Annotated in this window: 9 protein-coding genes; 3 read left to right on the top strand and 6 right to left on the bottom strand. The window is 64.7% G+C overall.

Annotation, left to right across the window (positions count from 1 at the left end; genetic code table 11):
* Window positions 1–75: 75 nt before the first annotated feature.
* From CAG46_RS20710 to CAG46_RS20695, 4 genes are all read right to left on the bottom strand, one after another.
* Entirely contained in the window at window positions 76–1,398 is a 1,323-nt protein-coding gene (locus CAG46_RS20710) for a dicarboxylate/amino acid:cation symporter (RefSeq protein WP_025340279.1), read from the bottom strand.
* A gap of 410 nt (window positions 1,399–1,808) precedes the next feature.
* A complete protein-coding gene (locus tag CAG46_RS20705; RefSeq protein ID WP_075046077.1) occupies window positions 1,809–3,155 on the bottom strand; it encodes an ATP-binding protein in 1,347 nt (448 codons plus the stop codon).
* Complete coding sequence (locus CAG46_RS20700) at window positions 3,152–3,829, bottom strand: response regulator (RefSeq protein WP_025340281.1); 678 nt, start codon at window positions 3,827–3,829, stop codon at window positions 3,152–3,154. Before CAG46_RS20700 ends, CAG46_RS20705 begins: the two co-directional genes overlap by 4 nt.
* A gap of 150 nt (window positions 3,830–3,979) precedes the next feature.
* On the bottom strand, window positions 3,980–4,585 hold the full coding sequence (locus tag CAG46_RS20695; protein ID WP_085619114.1) for an outer membrane beta-barrel protein: 606 nt from the start codon (window positions 4,583–4,585) through the stop codon (window positions 3,980–3,982).
* Window positions 4,586–4,714: 129 nt separating this feature from the next.
* Between CAG46_RS20695 and CAG46_RS20690 the strand changes: the two genes are divergently transcribed.
* Both CAG46_RS20690 and CAG46_RS20685 read left to right on the top strand, forming a co-directional pair.
* Window positions 4,715–5,506: a dienelactone hydrolase family protein gene (locus tag CAG46_RS20690; RefSeq protein ID WP_085619116.1), complete on the top strand. Its 792-nt coding sequence runs from the start codon at window positions 4,715–4,717 to the stop codon at window positions 5,504–5,506.
* Window positions 5,507–5,696: 190 nt separating this feature from the next.
* A complete protein-coding gene (locus CAG46_RS20685; RefSeq protein ID WP_085619118.1) occupies window positions 5,697–6,398 on the top strand; it encodes a 4'-phosphopantetheinyl transferase in 702 nt (233 codons plus the stop codon).
* A 3-nt stretch (window positions 6,399–6,401) separates the two neighbouring features.
* Here CAG46_RS20685 and CAG46_RS20680 read toward each other — a convergent pair whose 3' ends face one another.
* Both CAG46_RS20680 and CAG46_RS20675 read right to left on the bottom strand, forming a co-directional pair.
* Window positions 6,402–8,009: an ATP-binding protein gene (locus CAG46_RS20680; RefSeq protein ID WP_085619120.1), complete on the bottom strand. Its 1,608-nt coding sequence runs from the start codon at window positions 8,007–8,009 to the stop codon at window positions 6,402–6,404.
* The gene (locus tag CAG46_RS20675) at window positions 8,006–8,704 is read right to left on the bottom strand and encodes a response regulator transcription factor (RefSeq protein WP_085590720.1); all 699 of its coding nucleotides are present in this window, start codon (window positions 8,702–8,704) and stop codon (window positions 8,006–8,008) included. Before CAG46_RS20675 ends, CAG46_RS20680 begins: the two co-directional genes overlap by 4 nt.
* Window positions 8,705–9,533: 829 nt before the next feature.
* Between CAG46_RS20675 and CAG46_RS20665 the strand changes: the two genes are divergently transcribed.
* Window positions 9,534–12,413, top strand: coding sequence for a ribonucleoside-diphosphate reductase subunit alpha (locus CAG46_RS20665; protein WP_025340287.1), 2,880 nt, complete (start codon window positions 9,534–9,536; stop codon window positions 12,411–12,413).
* Window positions 12,414–12,423 lie beyond the last annotated feature (10 nt).

Genomic DNA, 12,423 nt, shown 5'->3' with positions numbered 1-12,423 from the left:
CGGGCCTGAAAGCACAATAATCACCCACAAAAAAGGCGACCCTGAGGTCGCCTTTTTCTTTTCACCATCCCGCGATCAGCGAGCCGGGCCTTCAGCCACGCCCAGGTCGTCGGTCGGACGGGTATCGACCAGCGGCGCACCACCGGAGGCCAGCTCCGATGCCAGCTTGTCGTTGTCCATTTCCTTCACCCACTTGGCCACGACCACGGTGGCAACGGCGTTGCCAACCAGGTTGGTCAGGGCGCGGGCTTCGGACATGAACCGGTCGATGCCGAGGATCAGCGCCAGGCCGGCAACCGGCAGGTGGCCAACGGCCGACAGGGTGGCGGCCAGTACGATGAAGCCCGAACCGGTAACACCGGCAGCACCCTTGGAAGCCACCAGCAGCACCAGCAGCAAGGTGATCTGGTGAGTGATGTCCATGGTGGTGTCAGTGGCCTGGGCAATGAACACCGCAGCCATGGTCAGGTAGATCGAGGTGCCATCGAGGTTGAACGAGTAACCGGTCGGGATCACCAGGCCAACCACCGACTTCTTCGCACCCAGGCGCTCCATCTTGGCCAGCATGCGTGGCAGGGCAGATTCCGAGGAGGAAGTACCCAGCACGATCAGCAGCTCTTCACGGATGTAGCGGATCAGCTTGAGGACACTGAAACCGTGGGCGCGGCAAATACCGCCCAGCACCACCAGCACGAACAGCAGGCAGGTGATGTAGAAGCAGGCCATCAGGTAGCCCAGTTGCACCAGCGAGCCAACGCCGTACTGGCCGATGGTGAAGGCCATTGCACCGAAGGCACCGACCGGGGCCAGTTTCATGATCATGTTGATGATGTTGAACATGACATGGGCGAAGCGGTCGATCATGTCCAGCACCGGCTTGCCGTAGCTGCCCAGGCGGTGCAGGGCGAAGCCGAACAGCACGGAGAACATCAGCACTTGCAGGATGTCGCCGTTGGCGAAGGCGCCGACCACGGTGTTGGGGATGACGTTGAGCAGGAAGCCGACAGTGGTCTGCTGCGCGCCGGCGGCGGCGTAGGCAGCCACGCTGCTGGCGTTCAGGGTGCTGACGTCGATGTGCATGCCAGCGCCCGGCTTGACCACGTTGACGACGACGAGGCCGATGATCAGGGCGATGGTGGAGACGATTTCAAAGTACAGCAGCGCGTAGCCGCCGGTCTTGCCGACCGACTTCATGCTCTGCATGCCGGCGATGCCGCTGACCACGGTACAGAAGATGATCGGGGCGATGACCATCTTGATCAGTTTGACGAAGCCGTCACCCAAGGGTTTGAGGGCGACGCCGGTCTCTGGGTAGTAGTGGCCGAGCAGGATGCCGATGGTGATGGCGACCAACACCTGGACATACAGGGATTTGTACAGCGGCTGACGTGTCGTCATGGCTAATTTTCCTCAAGTGTGCCGGTTCACCCTTCCCAGGGCGATGGGGCACCTGAATCGCTAACCCTCCTGCACCTGGAGGGATTTGTCGTTGTGTTCGAGCTGCCTGGGCAGGCCTCTGCGAGGATCAATAGCAAGGGTGGTGCCAAAATGCCCATCAAAGGTGCAAAGGCTGTATTTGCGAGGGATAAACGCCCAACGACGGGGCGGTTTGCCTGAGGAAGGCTGGCGGATTTCCGCCCGGTGGCGGGATTTGTACAGGGGCATTGGCGGGAATCCGCCCATTGTGGCTTGCCTGTGCCGGCCTCTTCGCGGGTAAACCCGCTCCCACAGGAACCGCACAGGGTCGAGTGCAGTGCGCCCCCTGTGGGAGCGGGTTTACCCGCGAAGAGGCCGGCCAAGCCAGCAAATCACTCGAGGTTGAAGGTGATCCTGAACGCAGCGCCCCCCAGAGGAGAATCCCCCAGGCTCAGCTCGGCGTCATAGCTGTCGACGATATCCTTGACCACCGCCAGCCCGATCCCCTGCCCCGGGTGCTGGCTGTCCAGCCGCTCCCCACGCTCCAGAATCCGCTCACGCTGGTGCGCCGGCACCCCCGGCCCGTCGTCCTCGATGCACAAGGTCAACTGCCCAGGCGCCTGCTCCAGGCTTACGCGCACCTGGCCCAGGCTCAGGCGGTAGGCGTTCTCCAGCAGGTTGCCCAGCAGCTCCAGCAACGCGCCCTGCTCCATCGGCACCTGCGCCGCATCGGGCAGTTGCAGCGTCACATCCACCCGCTTGTCCCGGTACACCTTGGCCAAGGTGCTGCACAGGCTTTCGAGCAACGGCCGCAGCAACACGCTGTGGCGTACCAGGCCGCTCTTGCGCAGGCTGGCGCGTTGCAGCTGGTAGTCGATCTGCTGGCTCATGCGCTCGATCTGGCTCTGCAGCACGCGCGCCTGCTCGCGCTCGCCACTACGCTGCTGCAGGCTTTCGCCCACCCCCTGCAACACCGCCAGCGGCGTCTTCAGGCTGTGCGCCAGGTCATCGAGCGAATCACGGTAGCGCTGACGCTGCTCGCGCTCGCTGCGCAACAGGCGGTTCAGCGAGCCGGTCAGGCGCAGCAGCTCCCGTGGGTGTTCGCCACTCAGGCCATCCCGCACGCCCGACTCCACGTCGTCCAGCTCGCGGCTGAGCCGGCGCAACGAACGCAGGCCCCAGGTCAGGCCGGCCCACAGCAGCACCAGCAGCGCCAGCAAGGCCGCGCCAAAGCCCAGGTAGAGCTTTTCGCGCAGGCCATCGAGGGTGTGCTGGTATTCGCGCACAGGTTGCAGGGCAACGATGCTGTAGGCGGCGCTCTGGCCACCCAGCAGCTTGATCTCGACGTCATAGACGAAGAACTCTTCGCCATCGGCCTGGTGAATGCGGGCGAATTCGTTGCCTCGGCCGTCGTAGCGCGGGCGGTAGTTGACGTTCTGCGCGGCGGTTGCCCGCGACTGCCAGACCAGCTTGCCGTCGCGGTCGAAGATATAGCCGAGCAGGCCGGTGTACGGCAGGTTGTAACGCTCGTCCGGCAGCAGCGTCGGCATCTGCAGTTGACCATGTTCGATGCGCGCAGCGGAAATCAGCGTGGTCACATCCGAGGCCAGGCGTTGTTCGATCGACTCCTGCAAGGCCAGGCTGAAGGCCTTCTGCAAGGCCGGCAGCAGCGCCAGCATGAACAGCAGCGCCAGTACCGCGGCCGCCAGCATCAGGCGCACCCGCAGCGAACGGATCATCGGCAGCGCTCGGTGAACAGGTAGCCCAGGCCGCGCACGGTGTCGATCGGTTTGAAGCCGTGCTCGCCCTCGAGCTTGCGCCGCAGGCGGCCGACCAGCACTTCGATGACATTGGGGTCGCGTTCCTCGTCACCCGGGTACAGCTGCTCCATCAGGCGGTCCTTGGCCACCACCTGCTGGTGATGGCGCATGAGGTATTCGAGGATGCGGTATTCGTAGGCGGTCAGGGCCAGGGGCTGCTCGTCCAGCGTCGCCTGCTTGCGGTTGAGGTCGAGCACCAGCGGGCCGGCGGCAATGGTCGACTGGGTGAAGCCGCTGGAGCGGCGCAGCAGGGCGTTCAGGCGTGCCTCGAGTTCTTCGAACTGAAACGGCTTGACCAGGTAGTCGTCGGCACCGGCGGCCAGGCCCTCGACCTTGTCCTGCCAGTTGCCGCGGGCGGTGAGGATGAGAATGGGGAAGGTCTTGTCCTGGCTGCGCAGGCGCGTGATCAGCTCCAGCCCGCTGATGCCGGGCAGGCCCAGGTCGATGATGGCCAGGTCGAAGTGGTATTGCCCGGCCTGGTACAGCGCCTCCTCGGCATCGGCGACCGCCTCGACCACATGGCCGCTTTCGCCCAGGCGGGTGTAGAGGTGATGGCGAAGCAGGGCTTCGTCCTCGACCACCAGCAGTTTCATGTGCAGCTCCTTGATATGTATTGCCTGTACCGGCCTCTTCGCGGGCACGCCCGCTCCCACAGGGATCGCACAGGCTCCAAGGCTCGTGCAGTACCTGTGGGAGCGGGCGTGCCCGCGAAAGGGCCGGTACAGGATAACCCGGCTCGCCCGTCAGAACTTGTAGCTTGCAGCCAGGTAGGTCTGCGCGCTGCTGGTCAGGCGCAGGGTGCCGTCCTTCGGCCCGCCGTGCGCACCCACTTCGGTGGCGGCGTTGGTACGCAGGTAACGGTAGCCCAGCTCCACCGAAGCCTTGTCGGTGATGTCCTGGATCACGCCGGCCTGCAGGCCATACGCGTAACCGTAGTCGGTATCCCGGCTGGCACCCGGCGAGTCCTGGGTCAGCTTGGTCACGCCCAGGCTGCCGCCGCCGAACAGCTTGGTGGTATCACCCACCGGCAGGAACAGGTCGTAGCTGCCCAGCAGGTTTTCCTGGCGCAGCTTCAGGCCGCTGTGGTCGCCCGAGACATTGTCGTAAGTCATGTAGTAGCGGCCCTGGTCATTGATCTTGCCCACGCGCACGCCCCAGGTGTCGTCCTTGCCGATGATGCCGTCGGCGTTGAGGTGGTCGGTGTTGCGCTGCAGCAGGCCGGACTTGCGAACCTTGTCGCTGGTCTGGCCGTAGGTCAGGCTGGCGAAGTTGTCGTCAGCGGCCTGGGCAGTGGTGATGCCAGCGGCGCAGACGACCATGGCGGCAAGCAGGGTGTTGAAGGTTTTCATGGCTGGATACTCCAGTTGAGTGCGCTGTTTCGGTCTGGAAGCTAGAGTAAGCAGGGCACCCTGAACCGCGACTGAACCCTGGCTGAACCTCGGCTGAACGAACCGTTTGCAGAACAAGGAGTAGTGACCATGCGCGCCCTGCTGGCCTTGACCCTGATGTGCAGCGCCGCCCTCGCCCAAGCGGCGGTACAAACCCGCGAGATCCCCTATCAGGACGCCGACGGCAACCGCCTGGTCGGCTACTACGCCTATGACGACGCCATCGAAGGCAAGCGCCCCGGCATCGTCGTGGTGCATGAGTGGTGGGGGCTGAACGACTACGTCAAGCGCCGCGCCCGCGAGCTTGCGGCGCTGGGCTACAACGCGCTGGCCATCGACATGTATGGCGACGGCAAGCAAACCGAACACCCTGCCGACGCCAAGGCGTTCATGACAGCGGCGACGAAAGACCCCAAGGCCGCGGAGCGGCGCTTCGATGCCGGCCTGGAGCTGCTCAAGCTGCAGCCCAATACCAACAAGCACCAGTTGGGGGCAGTGGGTTACTGCTTTGGCGGCAAGGTGGCGCTGGATGCCGCGCGGCGAGGGGAAAAGCTCGATGGCGTGGTGAGCTTCCACGCCCCGCTGGGCACGCAGACACCGGCCAGGCCGGGCGTGGTGCGGGCCGATATCCTGGTGGAGCATGGTGCGGCGGACACCCTGGTGACCGAGCAGCAGGTGGAAGCGTTCAAGGCGGAAATGGATGCAGCCAAGGTCAACTACCAGTTCGTCAGTATTCCCGGGGCCAAGCACGGGTTCAGCAACCCGGATTCGGACCGCATGGGGCACGGTGAACATGGCGGGCCGGATATTGCCTATGACCAGGCGGCGGATGCCAGTTCCTGGTCGGATATGCAGGCGTTCTTCAAGAAGGTGTTCAAGTAAGGAGTGCCGGGGCCGATGTGGGAGCGGCCTTGCGTCGCGAAAGGGGCGCGAAGCGGCCCCAGGATCTCAGCAGTTCTGCAAAATCGCCGGGGGGCGCTGCGCGCCCCTTTCGCGACGCAAGGCCGCTCCCACAAGGATGCATTGCCACGCTGGCTCCCTTAGTGCCCGTACAGCTGGCACAATACCCCCCATGAACACACTCCCCGCCTGCTGCGCCCCGCTCCAGCACCACTGGCCCCTGCCCCGCCCACTACCCGGCGCGGTGCTGGTCAGTTGCTACTTCGACCCCGCCCGCCTGGCACCCGACGACTTCCAGCGCGCCGGCGTCGTGCCAGGCGCCAGCCTGCAGCGCTCGGTGGCCAAGCGCCAGGCCGAGTACCTGGCCGGCCGGGTATGTGCCCGCGCCGCGCTGCAGCGCCTGGACGGCCGTGACTACGTGCCCGGTACCCACGAGGACCGTTCGCCCATCTGGCCCGCCGGCATCCACGGCTCGATCACCCACGGCAAAGGCTGGGCTGCCGCCGTGGTTGCTGCCGAGGGCAGTTGCCAGGGCCTGGGCCTGGATCAGGAAGCACTGCTGGATGACCAGCGTGCCGAACGGCTGATGGGCGAAATCCTCACCCCGCCCGAACTCGAGCGCCTGGACCGCCGCCAGCTCGGCCTTGCCGTCACCCTGACCTTCTCGCTGAAGGAAAGCCTGTTCAAGACGCTCTACCCGCTGACCCGCCAGCGCTTCTACTTCGAGCACGCCGAAGTGCTGGACTGGTCCGCCGAAGGCCTGGCCCGCCTGCGCCTGCTCACCGACCTGTCGCCGCAGTGGCGGCATGGCGCCGAACTGCAGGGCCAGTTCTGCCTGCAGGACGGCCACCTGCTCAGCCTGGTCAGCGTCTGACCGTCACGACGGTGCCTGCTGCCGTGGCCAGTTCAGGCTGAAGCAGGCACCGCCCAGCGCGGCGCTGCGCCCCACCGTGGCCCGCCCCGCGTGCCAGTAGATGATCCGCCGCACGATAGACAGGCCCAAGCCATGCCCGCCCGAGGCGCGGGTACGGCTGTCGTCGAGGCGGGTGAACGGTGTGAAGATGCGGTCCCAGACGCCCTCGGGGATGCCCGGGCCGTCATCCTCCACGTCGATGCGGCAGCGTTGCTGCCCCAACTGGTAGCTCAGGCGCACCTCGGCCTCTGCGTGGCGCATGGCGTTACCCACCAGGTTCTGCAGGGCCCGGTGCAGATAGCGCGGTTCGGCTTCGACCCAGGCGCCTTCGCCATCGGCGCCCTGGCACTCACCGCGCACCACCCGTACCTCGGCACGCAGCGGCGCAAGCTCTTCGATCACCCGGTCGAGCAAGGCGTCCAGGTCTACCCGCTCGAACTTCAGCGCCGGTGCGCCCTGCTCCAGGCGGGCGTAGGTGAGCATCTCGTCGACCAACTTGTCGAGGTCCTGGATATCGCCGTCCATGCCCGCCAGGTGCTTGGCGCGGGCCTGCTCGGTGGTGGCACTTTCGATCATCTCCAGGCCAAAGCGCAGGCGTGCCACCGGCGTGCGCAGCTCGTGGGAAACCGCCCGCACCAGCTCGCGCTGCATGGTCAGCGAGCGCTGCAGGTGCTCGGCCATGCCGTTGAAGGCCGCGGCCAGGCGCCCCACCGAGTCGGCGTCGCCGGCCGGTACACGGGTGTCCAGGCTGCCCTGGGCGATGCGCGTGGCGGCAATCTCCAGGCCCGACACACGCCGCTCCAGTTGGCGCACCAGCAGATAGACCACCAGGCCGATCAGGCACAGGCCAAGAAAGGTGATCAGGACCAGCAACTGCGGCGGATACGGGTTGAGCTGGTACAGCGGGCCGATTTCCAGCACCCAGGGCGAACCCGCCAGCCCGGCGAACACGCGGATCGAGTCACCATCCTTGCCCAGGGCCATGACCGTGTCGCCCTCCTCGACCCGGCGCCGCTGGTCATCGTCCAGGCTCACCCGCTCGATGCGCTGCAGGGCCACGCCAAAGCCGAAGCCCTTTTCTTTCTTGATCTGCGCCAGGCGCTGCTGCTGTTCGGTCACCGGGTAGCGCACCAGTTCGTCGGCCAGCAGATAGAGGGTGGCCCGCGCCAGTTGCTCGCTGATCTGTTTGATCTGCGCTACCAGCATCAGGTCTTCCTGGCCGACCTTGCGCAGCACCTGGGCCGCATGCGGGCCGGTCTTCTCGACCACCACCAGGCCGCGGTACAGGCGCGCCCGCTGGCCGCCATCGAGTGTGCGCGCGGTCATCGGTTGCAGCGCCAGCGGCACGCCGAGCAGGCGCTCCCAGATCAGCAGCGAGCGCTTGCGTTCGGTGTCGTTCTGCAGCGCCAGGTTGTCGGCCATCAGGCTGAAGGTACCCTGGGCCAGGCCCTCGCGGTGCTGGGCGGCACGCACTTCGTTGACCAGGTGCAGGCTGAGCACCCCGAGCAGGGCCACCAGCACCAGCACGGCCAGCATGCCGCCATAGATGCGCAGGAAGATCGAGTTGTTCATGGGGCCTCGCCGACGAACAGGTAGCCCTTGCTGCGCAGGGTCTTGATCAGCCTTGGCTGGAGCGGGTCGTCGCCGATCTTGGGGCGGATCCTGGAGATGCGTATGTCGATGGAGCGGTCCTGGCCGTCGTAGCCGACGCCACGTAGCGCGGTGAAGATCTGCTCGCGCGTCAGCACCCGCCCGGCGTTGCTGGCCAACAGCCAGAGCAGGTCGAATTCGGCGCCGGTCAGCTCGATCAGCTGTTCCCCCAGACGCGCCTCGCGCAGGCGATTGTCGATGCGCAGCGCGCCGAAGGCCAGGTCCTGGCGCTTGCTGTCCGGTGCTTCGCTGCGGCGCAGCAGGGCCTGAATGCGTGCCAGCAGCAGGCGTGGGCGTACGGGTTTGCAGACGTAGTCGTCAGCCCCCAGGTCCAGGCCCTGGACCTGGTCGAGTTCATCGCTGCGGGCGGTCAGCATGAGGATCGGGCCGGGGTACTGGCTGCGCACCCGGCGGCAGATGCTCAGGCCGTCCTCACCGGGCAGCATCAGGTCGAGAATGACCAGGTCGGGCTGGCTGTCGACGATGCGCCGCGCGGCGCGGGCGCCATCGCCCTCGACGCTGACTTCGTAGCCGTTGGCCTGCAGGTACTCGGCGGTGAGCTCGGCCAGGCGCTGGTCGTCTTCGACGATGAGGATGCGGGGTGCGGGGTGGTCCATGGCTTGTGCCTTTGTTTGTTGTTTTTCTGTGGCCTGTGCCGGCCCCTTCGCGGGTGAGCCCGCTCCCACAGGGACCGAGCCGCTTTCGAAGCCTGTGCAATACCTGTGGGAGCGGGTTCACCCGCGAAAGGGCCAGCACAGGCAACATAACCCTTTAACCAAAAAGCAACATCCCCTCGGAATACTACGGCTGCCATCCGGTACTGCCAACCTGCCAGCAGCCCCTAGACTGAACCGTTTTTTGTGATAGGGTTCGCGCCCGAAAAATTCTGCCCCGGGGCAGCAAGGCGCAGAAAAATACTGCAAACCACTTGGCACAAGGCCTACAGCGAATACCCACCATTCACTCACAAAGTACGCACAAGTTATCCACAGGCGCTCGCCTTGCAAAGCCCCCGATACCGCATTATCTTGTATCCCGATCGCAGCGAACCACTAGATATAGGGGTTCGTGCAAAATCACACACAAAAGTCAACCCGCAAAATCAAGCGATTTTTTCGGGTGAACTTCAAGTGATTCCAGCAGCCAAACCGCTCCTGCGGAGGCGACCGAGGCAAGCCCTTCCAGGGCCTTGTTCGGGTATGGGTGTTACAGGCCAGGCCTGGCATCCATCAGCAACAGTTTTTGGGCCCGGCCCAGAACCTTTGACTTCGGCCAGGGAGCGGCGAGCCAATTGCCCTTATTCCTGAGTCTGTCCCGAAGTTGGTACGCCCGCGCGGGCGGATGCGCATGCATTGCCCATCCCCGCCGGGCCATCGAGCAAGTGGACGGAACGGTGGGCGCCCAAAAGGCGCCTGAACAATATAGAAACTGTGGAGACACCCACCCATGCAAACCGACACAACTCGCGAGAACCCGCAGGCCAAGGTGCCGCAGGCCGCCGATTCCAACCAGGATCTGGCCGCCACCGCTCCCGGCCAACTGCGTGTGATCAAGCGTAACGGCACTGTCGTCCCCTACACCGACGACAAGATCACCGTGGCCATCACCAAGGCGTTCCTCGCAGTTGAAGGCGGCACCGCCGCCGCTTCGTCGCGCATCCACGACACCGTCGCGCGCCTGACCGAGCAGGTCACCGCCACGTTCAAGCGTCGCATGCCATCGGGTGGCACCATCCACATCGAAGAAATCCAGGACCAGGTCGAACTGGCCCTGATGCGCGCCGGCGAGCAGAAAGTCGCCCGTGACTACGTGATCTATCGCGAGCAGCGCGCCAAGGAGCGTGCCACCCGCGTCAACACCGAGTCCGTGGTCGAGCCGCACCCAAGCATCCGCATCACTCTGGCCGACGGCAGCCTGGCGCCGCTCGACATGGCCCGCCTGAACACCATCATCAGCGAAGCCTGCGAAGGCCTGGCCGAAGTCGATGGCGACCTGATCCAGCGCGACACCCTGAAGAACCTGTACGACGGCGTGGCCATCAAGGACGTCAACACCGCCCTGGTGATGACCGCCCGTACCCTGGTCGAGCGCGAGCCGAACTACTCGTTCGTTACCGCCCGCCTGCTGATGGACACCCTGCGCGCCGAAGGCCTGGGCTTCCTGAACGTGGCCGAGAGCGCCACCCACCACGAAATGGCCGACCTGTACGCCAAGGCCCTGCCGGCCTACATCGACAAAGGCGTCGAGTTCGAGCTGCTGGACCCGGCCCTGAAAGGCTACGACCTGGACCGCCTGGGCAAGGCCATCGACCACGAGCGTGACCAGCAATTCACCTACCTGGGCCTGCAGACCCTGTACGACCGCTACTTCATCCACAAGGATGGCGTGCGCTTCGAGCTGCCACAGGTGTTCTTCATGCGTGTGGCCATGGGCCTGGCGCTGGAAGAGAAAGACAAAGAAGCCCGTGCCATCGAGTTCTACAACCTGTTGTCGTCCTTCGACTACATGGCCTCGACCCCGACCCTGTTCAACGCCGGCACCCTGCGCCCGCAGCTGTCCAGCTGCTACCTGACCACCGTGCCGGACGACCTGTCGGGCATCTACCACGCGATCCACGACAACGCCATGCTGTCGAAATTCGCCGGTGGCCTGGGCAACGACTGGACCCCTGTGCGTGCACTGGGCTCCTACATCAAGGGCACCAACGGCAAGTCGCAGGGCGTGGTTCCGTTCCTGAAAGTGGTCAACGACACCGCCGTTGCCGTCAACCAGGGTGGCAAGCGCAAGGGCGCCGTGTGTGCCTACCTGGAAACCTGGCACCTGGACATCGAAGAATTCATCGAGCTGCGCAAGAACACTGGTGATGACCGTCGTCGTACCCACGACATGAACACCGCCAATTGGATTCCTGACCTGTTCATGAAGCGTGTCTTCGATGACGGCAAGTGGACCCTGTTCTCGCCTTCGGAAGTGCCAGACCTGCACGACCTGACCGGCAAGGCCTTCGAAGAGCGCTACGAGTACTACGAAGCCCTGACCGAGTACAACAAGATCAAGGTGTTCAAGACCATCCAGGCCAAAGACCTGTGGCGCAAGATGCTGTCGATGCTGTTCGAGACCGGCCACCCGTGGCTGACCTTCAAGGACCCGTGCAACCTGCGCTCGCCGCAGCAGCACGTGGGCGTGGTCCACAGCTCGAACCTGTGCACCGAGATCACCCTGAACACCAACAAGGACGAGATCGCGGTCTGCAACCTGGGCTCGATCAACCTGCCGAACCACATCGTCGACGGCAAGCTGGACACCGCCAAGCTGCAACGCACCGTGAACACCGCCGTGCGCATGCTCGACAACGTGATCGACATCAACTACTACTCGGTGCCGCAAGCGCGTAACTCGAACTTCAAGCACCGCCCGGTCGGCCTGGGCATCATGGGCTTCCAGGATGCGCTGTACCTGCAGCACATTCCGTACGGCTCCGATGCTGCCGTCGAGTTCGCCGACAAGTCGATGGAAGCGGTCAGCTTCTACGCCATCCAGGCGTCCTGCGACCTGGCCGACGAGCGCGGTGCGTACGAGACCTTCCAGGGTTCGCTGTGGTCCAAGGGCATCCTGCCGCTGGATTCGCAACAGATCCTGATCGAGGCCCGTGGCGCCAAGTACATCGACGTCAACCTGGAAGAGTCCCTGGACTGGGCCCCGGTGCGCGAGCGCGTCAAGAAAGGTATTCGTAACTCGAACATCATGGCCATCGCGCCGACCGCGACCATCGCCAACATCACCGGCGTGTCGCAGTCCATCGAGCCGACCTACCAGAACCTGTACGTGAAATCGAACCTGTCGGGCGAGTTCACCGTGATCAACCCGTACCTGGTCCGCGACCTGAAGGCCCGTGGCCTGTGGGACTCGGTAATGATCAACGACCTGAAGTACTACGACGGTTCGGTGCAGCAGATCGAGCGTATCCCGCAAGAGCTGAAGGACCTGTACGCCACCGCGTTCGAAGTCGAGACCAAGTGGATCGTCGATGCCGCCTCGCGTCGCCAGAAGTGGATCGACCAGGCCCAGTCGCTGAACCTGTACATCGCCGGCGCCTCGGGCAAGAAGCTGGACGTTACCTACCGCATGGCCTGGTACCGTGGTCTGAAGACCACCTACTACCTCCGTGCCCTGGCCGCGACCAGCACCGAGAAGTCGACCATCAACACCGGCAAGCTCAACGCCGTTTCCAGCGGTGGCGACAGCGCCCCGGTCCAGGCAGCCGGCCCTGCGCCAGTGCCGAAGGCCTGCGCGATCGACGAGCCTGACTGCGAAGCCTGCCAGTAAGGCCAGGCCG

Origin of the sequence: Pseudomonas sp. B23(2017) (genome assembly GCF_002113725.1) — a bacterium.
Taxonomy (GTDB): Bacteria; Pseudomonadota; Gammaproteobacteria; order Pseudomonadales; family Pseudomonadaceae; genus Aquipseudomonas; species Aquipseudomonas putida_Z.
This window is presented reverse-complemented; position numbering and strand designations above follow the sequence as displayed.